Annotated in this window: 15 protein-coding genes; 10 read left to right on the top strand and 5 right to left on the bottom strand. The window is 63.8% G+C overall.

Features of this window, described 5'->3' with window-relative positions:
* The first annotated feature begins 71 nt into the window (after nucleotides 1–71).
* The 3 genes from AC2FMN_RS12690 to AC2FMN_RS12680 all read left to right on the top strand — a co-directional run bounded on the left by AC2FMN_RS12690 (nucleotide 72) and on the right by AC2FMN_RS12680 (nucleotide 3772).
* A complete protein-coding gene (locus tag AC2FMN_RS12690; RefSeq protein WP_496688572.1) occupies nucleotides 72–1433 on the top strand; it encodes a formimidoylglutamate deiminase in 1362 nt (453 codons plus the stop codon).
* A 28-nt stretch (nucleotides 1434–1461) separates the two neighbouring features.
* On the top strand, nucleotides 1462–2166 hold the full coding sequence (gene hutC, locus AC2FMN_RS12685) for a histidine utilization transcriptional repressor HutC (protein WP_496688571.1): 705 nt from the start codon (nucleotides 1462–1464) through the stop codon (nucleotides 2164–2166).
* An 88-nt stretch (nucleotides 2167–2254) separates the two neighbouring features.
* Nucleotides 2255–3772 (top strand): malonate--CoA ligase, encoded by a 1518-nt coding sequence (locus tag AC2FMN_RS12680; protein WP_496688569.1) that lies wholly within the window; start codon nucleotides 2255–2257, stop codon nucleotides 3770–3772.
* Here the strand turns inward: AC2FMN_RS12680 and AC2FMN_RS12675 are convergent, their stop codons facing one another.
* Nucleotides 3773–3928 carry a hypothetical protein gene (locus AC2FMN_RS12675; RefSeq protein ID WP_496688568.1) on the bottom strand — a complete coding sequence of 52 codons (156 nt, stop codon included), beginning with the start codon at nucleotides 3926–3928 and terminating at the stop codon, nucleotides 3773–3775.
* Here AC2FMN_RS12675 and AC2FMN_RS12670 point away from each other — a divergent pair.
* On the top strand, nucleotides 3927–4079 hold the full coding sequence (locus AC2FMN_RS12670; RefSeq protein ID WP_496688566.1) for a hypothetical protein: 153 nt from the start codon (nucleotides 3927–3929) through the stop codon (nucleotides 4077–4079). The two genes, AC2FMN_RS12675 and AC2FMN_RS12670, sit on opposite strands and share 2 nt — an antisense overlap.
* A gap of 480 nt (nucleotides 4080–4559) precedes the next feature.
* On the opposite strand, the gene serA is transcribed toward AC2FMN_RS12670, so the two are convergent.
* The 4 genes from serA to AC2FMN_RS12650 form a co-directional block, all read right to left on the bottom strand.
* Complete coding sequence (gene serA, locus AC2FMN_RS12665; RefSeq protein ID WP_496680671.1) at nucleotides 4560–6155, bottom strand: phosphoglycerate dehydrogenase; 1596 nt, start codon at nucleotides 6153–6155, stop codon at nucleotides 4560–4562.
* A gap of 68 nt (nucleotides 6156–6223) precedes the next feature.
* Entirely contained in the window at nucleotides 6224–7378 is a 1155-nt protein-coding gene (locus AC2FMN_RS12660) for a phosphoserine transaminase (protein ID WP_496688564.1), read from the bottom strand.
* Nucleotides 7379–7560: 182 nt separating this feature from the next.
* Complete coding sequence (locus tag AC2FMN_RS12655) at nucleotides 7561–8661, bottom strand: Gfo/Idh/MocA family protein (RefSeq protein WP_496688562.1); 1101 nt, start codon at nucleotides 8659–8661, stop codon at nucleotides 7561–7563.
* Nucleotides 8662–8674: 13 nt separating this feature from the next.
* Nucleotides 8675–9385: a GntR family transcriptional regulator gene (locus tag AC2FMN_RS12650; protein ID WP_496688560.1), complete on the bottom strand. Its 711-nt coding sequence runs from the start codon at nucleotides 9383–9385 to the stop codon at nucleotides 8675–8677.
* A 104-nt stretch (nucleotides 9386–9489) separates the two neighbouring features.
* On the opposite strand from AC2FMN_RS12650, the gene AC2FMN_RS12645 reads away from it, so the two are divergent.
* Genes AC2FMN_RS12645 through AC2FMN_RS12620 form a run of 6 tightly spaced genes read left to right on the top strand, consistent with a single transcriptional unit; the run spans nucleotide 9490 to nucleotide 15066 of the window.
* Nucleotides 9490–10644 (top strand): LLM class flavin-dependent oxidoreductase, encoded by a 1155-nt coding sequence (locus AC2FMN_RS12645; RefSeq protein ID WP_496688558.1) that lies wholly within the window; start codon nucleotides 9490–9492, stop codon nucleotides 10642–10644.
* The gene (locus tag AC2FMN_RS12640) at nucleotides 10644–11534 is read left to right on the top strand and encodes an aldo/keto reductase (RefSeq protein WP_496688556.1); all 891 of its coding nucleotides are present in this window, start codon (nucleotides 10644–10646) and stop codon (nucleotides 11532–11534) included. The genes AC2FMN_RS12645 and AC2FMN_RS12640 overlap by 1 nt, the downstream gene beginning before the upstream one ends.
* Complete coding sequence (locus AC2FMN_RS12635; protein WP_496688554.1) at nucleotides 11534–12049, top strand: flavin reductase family protein; 516 nt, start codon at nucleotides 11534–11536, stop codon at nucleotides 12047–12049. Before AC2FMN_RS12640 ends, AC2FMN_RS12635 begins: the two co-directional genes overlap by 1 nt.
* A gap of 52 nt (nucleotides 12050–12101) precedes the next feature.
* Nucleotides 12102–12689 (top strand): TRAP transporter small permease, encoded by a 588-nt coding sequence (locus tag AC2FMN_RS12630; protein ID WP_496680659.1) that lies wholly within the window; start codon nucleotides 12102–12104, stop codon nucleotides 12687–12689.
* Nucleotides 12690–13979, top strand: coding sequence for a TRAP transporter large permease (locus tag AC2FMN_RS12625; protein WP_093964183.1), 1290 nt, complete (start codon nucleotides 12690–12692; stop codon nucleotides 13977–13979). It begins immediately after the preceding gene.
* 25 nt (nucleotides 13980–14004) lie between these two features.
* Nucleotides 14005–15066 (top strand): TRAP transporter substrate-binding protein, encoded by a 1062-nt coding sequence (locus tag AC2FMN_RS12620; protein ID WP_496680656.1) that lies wholly within the window; start codon nucleotides 14005–14007, stop codon nucleotides 15064–15066.
* Nucleotides 15067–15102 lie beyond the last annotated feature (36 nt).

The following is a 15102-nucleotide window of genomic DNA, read 5'->3' as shown; positions in this document are numbered from 1 at the left end:
TTGGACTCCCGTTGCAGGTGGATTTTTCGTATACGGGTAAAAATCTAAAGTCTACACAAATTGAGTGCTGCATGACGATACACGCAAGAACCGCCTTGTTAGGCTCTAATTGGGTTCCGAACCTGCGGGTGGAAATCACCGAAGGGCGGATTGCCGGGCTGCAGGCCAACGTCCCGCCCGCGCCCGGTGATACATGCGTCGATCTCTTGCTGCCGGCCCTGTCGAACCTGCACAGCCACAGCTTTCAACGCGCCATGGCCGGGATGACCGAGACCCGGACCGCTGGCCGGGAAAGCTTCTGGAGCTGGCGGCAGCTGATGTACCGGTTTCTGGAGAACCTGACGCCTAGGCATATCGAGGCCATCGCCGCCCTGACCTTCCTTGAGATGCAGGAGGCCGGATATGCTGCGGTCGGCGAGTTCCACTATGTCCATCACCAACCCGGCGGCGCGCCCTATGCCGATCTGTCCGAACTGAGTCAGCGCATCTTTGCCGCCGCGCAGCAGACGGGGATCGGGCTGACCCATCTGCCGGTGCTCTATACCTTTGGCGGAGTCCGGCAAGAGGCTTTGACCGGCGGGCAAATGCGGTTCGGCAACGATCTGGTCCGCTATCTGGACCTGCTCGACGCGACCCGGGACCGGGCCCGACAGGCCCCGGCCGACACCGTTGTCGGCATCGCCCCGCATTCGCTGCGGGCCACCCGCCCCGGCGACCTTTGCGCCCTGATCGACAACGTCCCGGACGGCCCTGTTCACATCCACATCGCCGAGCAGGTGAAAGAGGTTCAGGACGTGCAGGCCGCTTTGGGCAGCCGTCCGGTGGAGTGGTTGCTGAACACCCTGCCGGTCGATGACCGCTGGTGCCTCGTCCACGCCACCCATATGACGCCCGGCGAAACCCGGGCCCTAGCACGGTCGGGCGCCGTGGCGGGGCTGTGCCCGATCACCGAGGCCAATCTGGGCGACGGTATTTTCGAAGGTCCGACCTTTGTTGGTGAGAACGGGAGGTTCGGGGTTGGATCAGACTCTAACATTCGGATTTCGCTGCCCGAGGAACTGCGGACCCTCGAATATTCGCAACGCCTACGCGACCGCACGCGGGCGGTTCTGGTGCGGGGCGAAGGCTCGGTCGGGCATGCACTGTATACAGGTGCGGCCCAAGGCGGCGCGCAGGCGCTTGGGCGCGACGCCGGCGAAATCGCCCCAGGCAAGCTGGCCGATCTGGTGGCCATCGACCGCGCGCACCCGACCCTGTGCGCACTGCGAGACGACCAACTGCTGGACGGGCTGTGTTTCGCGGCCCCCGACGGGCTGGTAACCGATCTGTGGTCGGCCGGCCGCCACATGGTCCGCGCCGGGCGCCACGTCGCGCGCGACACGATCATCCCCGCCTATCGCCGGGCCATTGCCGATCTGCTGTCCCGAGTCTAATCAACTCCAACACCAAGCCGAGCGCCCTATGACCCAAAGCCCCGAGACCACCAGCTACAAGGACATCAAACAGACCGTGCTAGGCCGCATCCGTTCCGGCGAATGGCGGCCCGACACGCTGCTGCCCAACGAAGAGGAACTGGCGGTCGAGTTTTCCTGCACCCGCACCACGGTGAACCGCGCGCTGCGCGAACTGGCCGAGGAGGGTTTCCTGGAACGCCGCCGCAAGGCGGGCACCCGCGTGTCCAGCGCCCCGCAGCGGCAGGCCCGCTTTACCATCCCGCTGGTACGCGACGAGGTCGAGGCCATGGGCGGCACCTATCGGTATGCACTGGTCTCGGCGCTGACTGAGACCGCGCCAGAATGGCTGGGGGCGCGGCTGGCGCTTACACCGGGGCAGCGCGTGGTGCATGTGCGCTGCATGCACTACTCCGGCAACACCCCCTTTCAGTTCGAGGACCGCTGGATCGTCATCGACAGCGTGCCGCAGGTCGAACAGGCCGATTTCTCCGCCATCGGCCCGAATGAATGGCTGGTGCAGACGGTCCCCTTCACCAATGTCGAACTGTCCTTTCTGGCCAGCCGGGCCGACGCCACGCTGGCCGGTTTTCTGGACGTGACCGAAGGCGAGCCGGTCTTTACCGCCGAACGCATCACATGGCTGCAGGGCGCACCTGTGACGCTGGCCAAGATGTATTTTGCCGCTGGCTATCGCATGACCACCCGGCTCTGATGCAAAAAGGCCCACAACAGGGTCTTTACCAGCGGCGCAATCCGATACAGGGTCCGGATCGGCAGCACCGCAATCAGGAGGACCCGAAATGGCCAACCCGCTTTATGATCGTCTGTTCGGCATCCATGCGGGCAAAGACACGCCGTTTCTGCATCTTCCGGACGGCCGTACGCTGACCCATGCCGCGTTTCTGGACATGGCGGCGCGGGTGGCCAATGCGCTGACGGGGCTGGGGCTGGAACCGGGCGACCGGGTGGCGGTACAGGTCCACAAATCGCCCGAGGCGCTGGCGCTGTATGCGGCCTGCGTTCAAGCCGGGCTGATCTTTCTGCCGCTGAACACCGCCTATACCGGCGCCGAGCTGAGCTATTTCATCGATAACAGCGGCGCTGCGCTGGTGGTCTGCGATGCGGGTGCGCTGTCCGAACTGGAGACCATCGCACACGGGCATGGCGCGCGGGTCGAAACGCTGAACGCCGACGGCTCGGGCAGCCTGATGCGGCGCGCGCTGGGGATGCTACCGGCGTTTGAACCGGTGCGCCGCACTTCGGACGATCTGGCCGCGTTTCTTTATACTTCGGGCACTACCGGGCGGTCCAAGGGCGCCATGCTGACGCAGGCGAACCTGCTTTCGAACGCCGAAACGCTGGTGCAGGAGTGGCGCTTCACCGCGGATGACGTGTTGCTGCACGCGCTGCCGATCTTTCACACCCATGGCCTGTTCGTGGCCACCAATGTCATGCTGTCGGCCGGCGGGTCGATGATCTTTCTGCCGGGCTTCGATCTGGACGACATCCTTCGCCTGATGCCCAAGGCCACCTCGATGATGGGGGTGCCGACCTTCTATACTCGCCTCCTGAACGACGACCGATTCACCGGGGATCTGGCCCGACACATGCGGCTGTTCATTTCCGGCTCGGCGCCGTTGCTGGCCGAAACCCACACGCGGTTCGAGCAACGCACCGGCCACCGGATCCTGGAACGCTATGGCATGACCGAGACCAACATGAACACCTCGAACCCCTATGACGGCGAGCGCCGCGCCGGGACGGTGGGCTTTCCGCTGCCGGGGGTCGAGTTGAAGATCACCGACCCCGAAACGGGCGATCCGCTGCCGCAGGGCGAGATCGGCATGATCGAGGTGCGCGGCCCGAACGTGTTCAAGGGCTATTGGCAGATGCCCGAGAAAACCGCCGCCGAGCTGCGCGAGGACGGGTTCTTCATCACCGGTGATCTGGGCCGCATCGACGCTGACGGCTATGTGCATATCGTCGGGCGCGGCAAAGACCTGATCATCTCGGGCGGCTACAACATCTATCCCAAGGAAATCGAGCTGGTTCTGGATGAACAGCCCGGCGTGCTGGAAAGCGCAGTGATCGGCGTGCCGCACCCGGATTTCGGGGAAACCGTTCTGGGCATACTGGTGCCCGAGGCCGGCGCGGCACCGGATCTGGGTGCGATCATGGATGCGGTGAGCCAAAGCCTTGCCCGTTTCAAACATCCCCGCAAGCTGATCCTGCTGGACGAATTGCCCCGCAATACGATGGGCAAGGTGCAGAAAAACGTTCTGCGCGAGACCTACAAGGACATGTTCGCGGGCGGCTGATCAGGGGCGCAGCGGCACGCGCCCGGCTTCGGTCAGCAGCCAGCAGTCGCGCCCCCCGAACACGGCGACCCCCGGTTTGGCGGCCATAGCCCGCGCCGATGTCCAGGTTGATGCGGTTCCTGTAATGTGTGGGGTGGTCCACCACCGTGTGGCCATGCACGATCAGCTTGGGGTGCGGGGTCTGACGGGCGTGAAAGCTCTGACGGAGCCAAACCAGATCATCCTCGGCCTGCGCGCTCAGCGGCACGCCCGGCCGGATGCCGGCATGAACAAAAGCAAGCTCGGGGGTCTGGTGCTTCCGCACTAGGTCGCGCAGAAATGCCTTGTGCGCAGCCGGCACCGCCGCGTGAGCCGCGCGATGCACATTCTGCAGCCGGATGCGATCTTCGAATTCGACACCATAGCCGCGCAGGGTTTCGGTTCCGCCCAGCCGCGCGTGCAGCAAGTGGTAGCCGACTAGAAGATGCGGATCATGGCGCGGCTCATCCTGCAGGAACCACGCGAACATCCGGTCATGGTTGCCCAGCAGCGTGGCCCAGTTTCGCCCCGCGTCGCGCCCCCCGCAATCAGTCGGTCCAACAGACCCCTGCTGTCGGGGCCCCGATCGACGTAGTCGCCCAGAAACACGATCCGCACATCGCGTCCGCCATACTGCTCGATCAGGGACAGGGCGCGGTCATGCCGATGTCTCCGTTCCGGGCCGGGTTGGATTTGCGGGCCTTTGCAACGACAACGCCTGCACCGGGCGGGTGCAGGCGTCAATCGCTTTCATCCGGGTCTTGCCAGATCAGATCACGTCGAACTCCAGCGGCTTGATCTGGGTGAACAGCCCGGTTTCAGCCAGCTTGGCGCGGGCTTCAGCCGGAACCGGCTCGTCAACATACAGCAGCGCGATCGCCTCGCCACCCGCCTGGGCGCGGCCCAAGGTAAAGTTGGCGATGTTCACGCCATGCTCGCCCATGGTCTTCCCCAGGGTGCCGATGATGCCCGGCACGTCCTCGTTGGTGGTGTAGAGCATGTGCGCGCCGACCTCGGCATCGATGTTGATGCCCTTGATCTGGATGAAGCGCGGCTTGCCGTCGCTGAACACGGTACCCCCGATCGAGCGTTCGCGCTTGTCGGTCACCACGGTCACCTTGATATAGCCCTCGAAGGCGCCCGACTTGTCCTGATTGGTGGTCGAGATCTTGATCCCACGCTCTTTGGCCACGACCGGGGCCGAGACCATGTTCACCTCGGGGTTCGAGCGCTTCATGATCCCCGCTACCACCGCGCAGTTCAGCGCCGCCAGGTTCATCTGCGCCGCAACACCATCATACAGGATGTTGATTGCCTTGATCGGCTCGTCGGTCATCTGGCCGATGAAGCTGCCCAGATGGCCGGCCAGCTTGATCCACGGCCCCATGACCTTGGCCTCTTCGGCGGTGACGCTGGGCATGTTCAGCGCATTCTCGACCGCGCCGGTCAGCAGATAGTTCGAGATCTGCTCGGCCACCTGCAGCGCCACGTTTTCCTGCGCTTCGGTAGTCGCCGCGCCCAGATGCGGGGTGCAGACCACGTTGGGCAGGTCGAACAGCGGGTTTTCCTTGGCCGGCTCTTCGCTGAACACGTCGAAGGCTGCTCCCGCGACATGGCCGGATTTGATCAGTTCGGCCAGCGCCTCTTCGTCGACCAGACCGCCGCGGGCGCAGTTGATGATGCGCACGCCCTTCTTGGTCTTGGCCAGATTCTCGCGGCTGAGGATGTTGCGGGTCTGGTCGGTCAGCGGCACGTGCAGGGTGATGAAATCGGCCCGCGCCAGCAGCTCGTCCAGCTCGACCTTTTCCACGCCCATCTTGTCGGCCTTCTCCTGGCCCAGATAGGGGTCATAGGCGATGACCTTCATCTTCAGGCCATGCGCCCGGTCACAGACGATGCCGCCGATATTGCCGGCACCGATCACGCCCAGCGTCTTGTTGGTCAGCTCGACCCCCATGAATTTGGACTTTTCCCACTTGCCCGCATGGGTGCTAGCATTGGCCTCAGGGATTTGACGCGCCACGGCGAACATCATCGCGATGGCGTGCTCGGCGGTGGTGATCATGTTGCCGAACGGCGTGTTCATCACGATCACGCCCTTTTTCGAGGCGGCTTCCTTGTCGATATTGTCGGTGCCGATGCCGGCGCGGCCGATCACCTTCAGCTTGTCGGCCTTTTCCAGGATCTTCTCGGTGACCTTGGTGGCCGAGCGGATGGCCAGGCCGTCATAGTTGCCGATGATCTCGGCTAGCTTTTCCTTGTCCTTGCCCACGTCGGGCATGAAATCCACGTCGATGCCGCGGTCACGGAAGATCTGAACCGCGGTTTCGCTGAGCTTGTCGGATACGAGTACTTTGGGGGCCATGTGCGTGGTCCTTGAATGGAATGATAACTCCGGGCCGGACACGGCCCGGATCTTGTAAGGGAAAGGGGTCAGGCGGCTTCGGCCTGGGCTGCGATCTCGGCCTCGAATGCCCATTTCAGCCAGGGCAGCATCGCCTGGATGTCGGACGTCTCGACCGTGCCGCCGCACCAGATGCGCAGCCCGGCCGGCGCATCGCGATACGCGCCGATGTCCAGCGCCACGTTCTCGGCCTCCAGCCGCTTGGCGACCGCCTTGGCAAAGCTGGCGCCGTCGCGAATGCGCGGATCGGTGAATTTCAGGCAGACGCTGGTGTTCGACCGGGTAGCCGGGTCCTCGGCCAGGTTGTCGATCCAGTCGTTCTGGTCGCAGAATTCGAAAATCGCCTGCGCATTGGCATCGGCGCGGGCGATCAGGCCCTGCAGCCCGCCGACCGAGCGGGCCCAATCCAGCGCGAAAAGGTAATCCTCGACCGCAAGCATCGACGGCGTGTTGATGGTTGCGCCGGTAAAGATGCCCTCGATTAGCTTGCCGCCCTTGGTCAGGCGGAAGATCTTCGGCAGCGGCCACGCAGGGGTATAGCTTTCCAACCGCTCGACCGCGCGGGGGCTGAGGATCAGCATGCCATGCGCGGCCTCGCCACCCAGAACCTTCTGCCAGCTGAAGGTGGTGACATCCAGCTTGTCCCAGGGCAGGTCCATCGCAAATGCGGCGCTGGTGGCGTCGCAGATGGTCAGGCCGGCGCGGTCATCGGCGATCCAGTCGCCATTCGGAACCCGCACGCCCGAGGTGGTCCCGTTCCAGGTAAAGACCACGTCATTGTTGAAATCGATGGTCGCCAGATCGACGATCTGCCCGTAATCGGCGGTTTTCACCTCGGCATCGATCTTCAGCTGTTTGACCACGTCGGTGACCCAACCCGCGCCAAAGCTTTCCCAGGCCAGCATCTCGACCTTGCGTTCGCCCAGCAGCGACCAAAGCGCCATTTCCACCGCACCCGTATCCGAGGCCGGAACGATGCCGATACGATAGTCGGCCGGAATGCCCAGCACTTCGCGCGTGCCTTCGATCGCCGCTTTCAGCTTGTCCTTGCCGATGGCGGCGCGGTGCGACCGGCCCAGCGCGGCACCGGCCAGCTTGTTCAGCTCGAATGTGGGGGGTTTGGCACAGGGGCCCGAGGAAAAACGCGGATTGGCCGGCCGCGCTGCCGGTCGTTCGATGGTCATTGGTGTTACCCTTCCAGATATACGCCCCTCGTTGGGGAGGGGTGTCCCGCGGCCAGACCTAGGGGGCCGCAGATGGACGGGCAAGCGGAAAAGACGCTTTGAATATCAAAAACGACATGGACTGTGACGCCAAATCGGAACACAGGTTTCCGATCGGCGCATTTTGCACCCGCAGAAAGACCTCAGCGATCCAGCCAGACGGTTTCACCCGTGGCCAGAGATTGCTGTGCCGCCAGCCCCATGCGCACGGCCCACATGCCGTCGGTCAGGCTGACATCCGGGGCGTCGCGCTCACCGCGCACCAGCGCCAGAAAGCCCTGGTGCTGATAGAAGGTCGAGCCGTTGTGGTCGCCCGCCGCCAGCAGGCGCGGATCGACGGGAATGTCGCGGGCGATCGGACCTTTGGGGTCGCGCGGGCTGACGATGAGCTGCGGCACCGGCGGCTCGCCCAGATGTTCGGGCCAGAACCGGCCCGGCCCGGGGACCAGCGCCTCGATCTTGGCCTTGGGGCCGACGACCGAGATTTCCTCCTGATACCGCGCGCCCTCGGCGAACATGCAAAGTTCCAGCATCGCCCGCGCACCCGAGGCGAAATCGACGATGACATAGCCGTGGTCGAGGATGTCAGGCGTTTCGCCGTCATAGGTTTCGTCCAGATGGTTCACGGCCTGACCGCCGCTGGCGCTGATGCGCACCGGGTCGGATTGCAGGATCAGGCGCATCAGGTCGAAGAAATGACAGCATTTCTCGACGAAGGTGCCGCCCGTGTTGCGGTTGAACCGGTTCCAGTTGCCGACCTTTTCGAGGAACGGAAAGCGGTGTTCGCGGATGCTCAGCATCTTGACCCCGCCGCTGGTGTCCTGCGCCTCGGCGATCAGGGCGGCGATGGGCGGCATATAGCGGTACTCCATCGCCACCCAGATCGGACAGGGATAGCTGCGCTCGATCTCGGCCAGACGGGCCGCATCGTCGGGGTTGGTGAACAGCGGCTTCTCCACCAACAGCGGCAAGGGACGCGTTTCGGCGATCTGGGCGATCTGATCCACATGCAGATGGTTGGGGCTGGCGATGACGAGGCAGTCCAGCGCCTCGACCGCCAGCAGGTCCTGCACCGAAGCCATCATCCGGGCCCCCGGCACAATCGCCTGCGCGGCGCGCGCCATCTCGGGGTCGGGCTCGAAAATGGCGGCCACTTGCGTGCCCTCCAGCAGGGCGATGTTGTGCAGGTGTTCCTGCCCCATCATGCCACATCCGATCAGCCCGTAATTGATGGTCCGGGTCATGCGCGTTTCCTCGTCATTTCAGTCGTTGGACGTAAGTTGCCCGGTCCGGGTCGAACCAGGTTTTCGAAAACTCGACGGGTTCAGGCCGTTCCGACCAGCTGAACCGCTCGATGTAACCGACGGTCTCGCCCGCCGGCCGGGTGAAGTTCGCAGGGGTCCAGTCGGGCAGCCGCCCGACCGAAACCCGATCCTCGGCGCGGGTGATCCAGAACCCAAGCTGCTGCTGGTAATAGCGATAGAGCGAGTCCGACAGCAGCCGCCGGTCGATCAGACCGGCTGATTCGTCCAGCCAGATCTCCTCGACCGCGATGATTGTGTCATTCAGATAGCGCATCCGCCGCACGCGCGACCCGCGCCGCGAGGTGCCGAAATCGGGCAGGTCGGCGGGCTTGTCCAGGTGATCGACCGACAGGATGTCGGCGCGCGGCAGGCCGCCGCCCTCGGGCAGTTCCAGCCGGAACATGGCATAGACGCTGTTCTGGGCCCCGGTCTCGCGCACATAGTTGCCCGAGCCCTGGATCCGCTCGAGCATCCCCTTTTTTTCCAGCTCGGCGAGCGATTTTCGCAGCGTTCCGACCGAGACGTTCAGCTGCGCCGCCATGTCCCGCTCGGGCGGCAGACGCTCGCCGTCGATCAGCCGGCCGGCGGCGATGTCGCGGATCAGCAGCTCGGCGATCTGCACATAGATCGGCAGGGCGTTGGGGTTTCTGGTGGATGGGGGCACGCGGGCGCTTCACTTGGTCGCAGAAAAAATTGATACACTATTGATCTACATCAATGTGGTTGCTACGCAAGAGAAAAGTTGAGCCCGGCAGGAGAGAGAATCAGATGACGATCGTCCCCATCACATCCCCCGATCTGGATGCGGCCGAGGTTTCGTGGTTCGCGGCGCTGTGCTCGGACGATTATCAGTTTCTCGGTGTGCCCGACGGCGATCTGCGCTCCAGCTGGGAACATTGCTCGGGCATCGTGAAAGAGGCCGAGGCGCAGGGCTTCCGCAACATCCTGTGCCCGTCCTCGTATCAGGTGGGGCAGGACACGCTGAGTTTCGTGGCCGGCTGCGCCCCGATCACAGAAAAGATCAACCTTTTGGCCGCCGTGCGCTGCGGCGAGATGCAGCCGATCATGCTGGCACGCACGATCGCGACGCTGGATCACATGCTGAAGGGGCGGCTGACGGTCAACATCATCTCGTCGGATTTTCCGGGCGAAAAGGCCGAGAGCAGCTATCGCTACCAGCGCTCGCGCGAGGTGGTCGAGATTTTGAAACAGGCCTGGACGCAGGATGAGATCAACTATCAGGGTCAGGTCTACAATTTCTCGGGCCTGACGACCGATCCGGCCAAACCCTATCAGACCGGCGGGCCGCTGCTGTATTTCGGGGGCTATTCTCCCGATGCGCTGAAGCTGTGCGGCCAGCATTGCGACGTCTATCTGATGTGGCCCGAAACCAAGGACCAGCTGGCCGAGCGGATGAAGGCCGTACACGCGGTGGCCGACGAGTACGGCCGCACGCTGGACTATGGCCTGAGGGTACACATGATCGTGCGCGACACCGAGGCCGAGGCCAAGGAATATGCCGATTTTATCGTGTCGAAACTGGATGACGAATACGGCCGCGCAATCCGCGAACGGGCGCTGGACGCCACCTCATTAGGTGTTTCGCATCAGGCCAGGAACCGCGAGCTGGCGGACAAATACGGCTATGTCGAGCCGGGCCTGTGGACGGGCGTCGGCCGGGCGCGGTCAGGCTGCGGCGCGGCGCTGGTGGGGTCGACAGACCAGGTGCTGTCGAAGATCGAAGAGTATCAGAAGATGGGCATCCGCGCCTTCATCTTCTCGGGCTATCCGCATATGGACGAGGCCCGCCATTTCGGCACCCGTGTGATGCCACATCTGAAAACCTGCTCCCTTCCCGAAGCCTATGGAAGGGTCCCTGCTGACACCCCGGCGACGCCGCTGGGCAACGGAGTTCGTCGTTGATGCAACGTATCAAGCTTTCTGACACCCTGGAGCTGAGCCGCCTCGTCTATGGCATGTGGCGGCTGGGCGATGACAGCGATACCTCGGCCGCGCATGTGGCGGCCAAGATCCACGCCTGTCTGGATCAGGGCATCACCAGTTTCGATCAGGCCGACATCTATGGCGACTATGGCGCCGAGGCGATTCTGGGCAGCGCCCTGCGCGCCAATCCCGGCCTGCGGGATCGGATGGAGATCGTCACCAAATGCGACATCGTCGCCCCCTGCGGGCGCTATGCGGATGCCAAGGTGAAATACTATGACACCTCGCGCGCGCACATCCTGAAATCGGTCGACACCTCGCTGCGGGAAATGGCGATCGACCATATCGACCTGCTGCTGATCCACCGCCCCGACCCGTTCATGGACCACCATGAAACCGGCGCTGCGCTGGACGAGGTCGTGGCCAGCGGCAAGGTCCGCGCGGTGGGCGTGTCGAATTTCCGCCCCTGGGACTGGCAGCTGCTGCAATCGGCCATGAAGACCCCGCTGGTGACCAACCAGATCGAGATTTCTCTGGGCGCGATCGCCCCGTTCACCAATGGCGATCTGGCGTTTCACCAGCAGCACGGCCACCCGGTGATGGCGTGGTCGCCGCTGGGCGGCGGAGCGCTGATGGCGGGCAATCCTCCAGTGGGTGTGGTCGCGGATGAGATCGGCGCGCAGTTCGGCGTCGACCGTGCCGCGGTGGCCGTGGCCTTCCTGCTGGCCCATCCGAGCGGCATTCTGCCAGTTCTGGGCACCAACAGCCTGGACCGCATCAAGCGCATCTCGGACGCCCTGAAAGTCAATCTGGATCGTGAAGCCTGGTTCCGCCTCTACGAGGCGGCGCTGGGGCATGAGGTACCATGATGAACGCATTTTCGAACGACATGGCGCGCACCTTCATTCCGCACAAGGACGACACCCGCACCCTGCGGGACGCTTTCGGCCGGTTCGCCACCGGCGTCACCGTCGTGACCTGCGACAGCCCCGACGGGCCGGTCTGCATCACGGCCAACAGCTTTTCCTCGCTGTCGCTGGACCCGCCTTTGGTGATGTGGGCCGGAGACCGGAATTCGCGCCGGTTCCCCTATTTCCGCGCGGCCCGGCATTTCAGCATTCACGTGCTGTCGGCCGACCAGGCCGAGCTGTGCTTTGGCTGCTCGAAAGACGCCTTTGCCCTGCGTGACATCGACCACGACCGCTGCGAAAACGGTACGCCGCTGCTGCGCGGATGCCTGGCGCGGTTCGAATGTGAACAACATGCGTATCACGATGCGGGCGATCACGTTATCGTGGTGGGCAAGGTCTTGCGGGCCAGCATGGCGGACGGAGACGCGCTGACCTTTTACGCCGGCAAGCTCGGCCAATTCGCGCACCAATAAGCGCGGGACACGGTCGCGGGCCAAACCCGCGGCCTGAACAGGGAGGATCCGCATGGGCGGATTGACATCGGTGCTTGCGCCGATTGCATTCGTGAACGAAACCGCACTGCGTCTGGGCCGCGCGGTTGGCGTCGTTGCGATCGCCCTCATGGTGATCGCGATCCTGATTCAGGTGTTCTTCCGATACGTTCTGGGCAACGCCCTGCCCTGGCCCGACGAGGCGGCGCGGTTCTGCATGTTGTGGATGACCGGCCTGATGGCACCCACCGCCTTTCGGCGCGGCGGGTTCGTGGCCATCGACATGCTGGTCCGCTTTCTGCCCCGCGTACCCGGCCAGTTGCTGAACCTGTTTCTGCTGCTGCTCAGCCTGACGGTTCTGGTGGTCGCCGTGCGCATCGGCTGGTCCGAGGTCACGGGCTTTGGCGGGCGTTTCGCCACCGCCGCGCTGTACCTGCCCACCTCGTTTGGCTTTGACGAATGGTACCGGATCCCGCGCAGCTGGATGATGGCATCCCTTCTGGTGGGTGTGATCCTGCTGCTGTCGGTCAACATCGAACTGATCCTGCGCTCGATCATCACCATGCTTGGCGGCGGTGACCTGCTGCCCGAGATCCCCGAAGCCGCCGTGGGGGCCGAATAGATGCTGGTCTGGTTCCTGCCGGTCTTTCTGGTGTTTCTGCTGATCGGCCTGCCGGTCTTTTTCGCGCTGCTGGCCGCGCCCGGCCTGCTGCTGTGGCTGAACGGCCAGACCAACGACATCACACTGCTGTATCGCAACGTCTACAACGGGATGGACAGCTTTCCGTTGATGGCCATCCCCTTCTTCATGCTGGCCGGAGAGCTGATGAACCGCGGCGGCATCACCATCCGTCTGGTCGAGTTCAGCCAGGCCCTGATGGGGCACTTGCGCGGCGGGCTGGCGCATGTGAATGTGCTCAGCTCGATCCTGTTCGCGGGGCTGTCGGGCTCTGCGGTGGCCGATACCTCGGCGCTGGGCTCGATGCTGATCCCGGCGATGGAGAAGCAGGGCTATACCCGCAAGTTTGCCGCAGCGATCACCGCCGCCAGTTCGGTCATCGGACCGATCATCCCGCCCTCGGGGATCATGATCATCTATGCCTATGTCATGGGCGAAAGCGTCGCGGCCCTGTTTCTGGCCGGCATCGTGCCGGGCGTCATGGTTGGCATCGGCCTGATGCTGATGATCAAGGTCATGGCCAACCGCTATGATTTCCCGGTGGCCAGCCGCAAATACACCTGGCCCGAGCGCGGTCAGGCCAGCCTCAAGGCGTTTTTCCCGCTGATGACGCCGGTGATCATCCTGGGCGGCATCCTGGGCGGCATCTTCACCCCGACCGAGGCCGCCGCCGTTGCCGTGGGTTATGCCTTCATCATCGGGTTTTTCGTGCTGCGCACGCTGACCTTGAAAGAGGTGCCCGAAGTCCTCAGCAATGCGGGCATGACCTCGGCCGTGGTGCTGCTGCTGGTGGGGGCGGCGATGGCGTTCAAGACCGTGGTCAGCCTCAGCCACGCGCCCGAGCAACTGGCCGCGCTGATCCTCGGACTGTCGGAAAATCCGCTGATCCTGCTGTTCCTGATCAACCTGCTGCTGTTCGTCGTGGGCATGTTCCTAGATGCAGGCCCGGCGATCATCATCCTGGGTCCGATCCTGGGCCCGATCTTCACCAGCCTGGGGGTCGACCCGATCCATTTCGCCATCATCATGAGCGTCAACCTGACCGTTGGCTTGGCCACACCGCCAATGGGGCTGGTGCTTTTCGTGGCCGCCGCCGTGTCACGCGAAAGGGTGGAAACCATCGCCAAGGCGATCCTGCCGTTCCTGGCCGTCGAAATTGCAGTGATCTTCCTGATCACCTATGTCCCCGCAATATCCATGACGATCCCGCGTTTGACGGGATTTGCAAACTAGACTGAGTACCACAGGGAGGAAACGCATGCTCAGAACATTCTTCAAAACCGCAGCACTCGCCACGTCGCTGGTGGCGGCCTCGGCGCTGGCGGCCTCGGCGGCCGACTACACGCTGCGTGCCACTGCCAACTCGAACGAAAACGACGAGGACTATGACGGCCTGGTCGTGTTCAAGAACTTCGTCGAGAACGCCTCGAACGGCGCGATCGAGGTCGAACTGTTCATCGGCACGCAGCTGTGCTCGAACGGCGCCGAATGCCTGCAGGGCGTGGCCGACGGCACCATCGACATCTACATCTCGACCTCGGGCGGGGCCTCGGGCATCTTCCCTTACGTGCAGGTTCTGGACCTGCCCTATCTGATGGCCGACGACCGCATCGCCGAGCGGGTACTGTCGGGTGATTTCACCCGCAAGATGCGCGAAATGGCGCTGGAAGATTCGGGCGGCGCGATCCGCCTGATGACCATCGGCAACACCGGCGGCTGGCGCAACTTCGCCAACACCAAGCGCCGCGTGACCCAGCCGTCCGACATGGACGGGCTGAAGATCCGCACCGTGGTCGCAGACCTGCCGCAGGAACTGGTCAAGGCCCTGGGCGCCTCGCCCACCCCTATCCCGTGGCCGGAACTGTTCACCAGCTTCCAGACCGGTGTGGTTGACGGCTCGAAGAACGGCATCACCGACATCATGGGCATGAAATTCCCCGATGCCGGCCTGCAATATGTCACGCTGGACGGGCACGCCTATATGGGCGCGCTGTGGTGGATGAACAACGCCAAGTTCCAGGAAATGCCCGAAGACCTGCGCCGTGTCGTCGTCGATGGGTTCTATGCGCTGCAGCAGGCCACCTTTGCCTCGCCCAAGCGCAAGTCGATCCAGGCCTACGAGGATTTCGTGGCCGGTGGCGGCGACCTGTACGTGCCGACCCCCGAAGAAAAAGAGGCGTTCAAGCAGGCCGCGACCCCGGTCTATGACTGGTTCCAGCAGAACGTCGCGCGCGGGGACGAGATCTATGCCGCGCTGACCGCGGCCGTGGCCGAGGCCGAGGCCGAGATCAACGCGGAACGCGCCGCCGACCTGAACTGATACAGTTCGGGCCGGGATGACGCGTCATCCCGGCCC

Source organism: Ruegeria sp. BHSC037, from assembly GCF_059613045.1.
Note: the sequence above shows the minus strand (reverse complement) of the source record. Positions and strands in the feature narration are given on the sequence as shown.

Coding starts and splice junctions, on each gene's coding strand:
- AC2FMN_RS12625 (WP_093964183.1), top strand. CDS start 12,690: ATGCTGGTCTGGTTCCTGCCGGTCTTTCTGGTGTTTCTGCTGATCGGC.
- AC2FMN_RS12630 (WP_496680659.1), top strand. CDS start 12,102: ATGGGCGGATTGACATCGGTGCTTGCGCCGATTGCATTCGTGAACGAA.
- AC2FMN_RS12620 (WP_496680656.1), top strand. CDS start 14,005: ATGCTCAGAACATTCTTCAAAACCGCAGCACTCGCCACGTCGCTGGTG.
- AC2FMN_RS12670 (WP_496688566.1), top strand. CDS start 3,927: ATGCACGATCAGCTTGGGGTGCGGGGTCTGACGGGCGTGAAAGCTCTG.
- AC2FMN_RS12675 (WP_496688568.1), bottom strand. CDS start 3,928: ATGGCCACACGGTGGTGGACCACCCCACACATTACAGGAACCGCATCA.
- hutC (WP_496688571.1), top strand. CDS start 1,462: ATGACCCAAAGCCCCGAGACCACCAGCTACAAGGACATCAAACAGACC.
- AC2FMN_RS12690 (WP_496688572.1), top strand. CDS start 72: ATGACGATACACGCAAGAACCGCCTTGTTAGGCTCTAATTGGGTTCCG.
- serA (WP_496680671.1), bottom strand. CDS start 6,155: ATGGCCCCCAAAGTACTCGTATCCGACAAGCTCAGCGAAACCGCGGTT.
- AC2FMN_RS12645 (WP_496688558.1), top strand. CDS start 9,490: ATGACGATCGTCCCCATCACATCCCCCGATCTGGATGCGGCCGAGGTT.
- AC2FMN_RS12680 (WP_496688569.1), top strand. CDS start 2,255: ATGGCCAACCCGCTTTATGATCGTCTGTTCGGCATCCATGCGGGCAAA.
- AC2FMN_RS12655 (WP_496688562.1), bottom strand. CDS start 8,661: ATGACCCGGACCATCAATTACGGGCTGATCGGATGTGGCATGATGGGG.
- AC2FMN_RS12640 (WP_496688556.1), top strand. CDS start 10,644: ATGCAACGTATCAAGCTTTCTGACACCCTGGAGCTGAGCCGCCTCGTC.
- AC2FMN_RS12635 (WP_496688554.1), top strand. CDS start 11,534: ATGAACGCATTTTCGAACGACATGGCGCGCACCTTCATTCCGCACAAG.
- AC2FMN_RS12660 (WP_496688564.1), bottom strand. CDS start 7,378: ATGACCATCGAACGACCGGCAGCGCGGCCGGCCAATCCGCGTTTTTCC.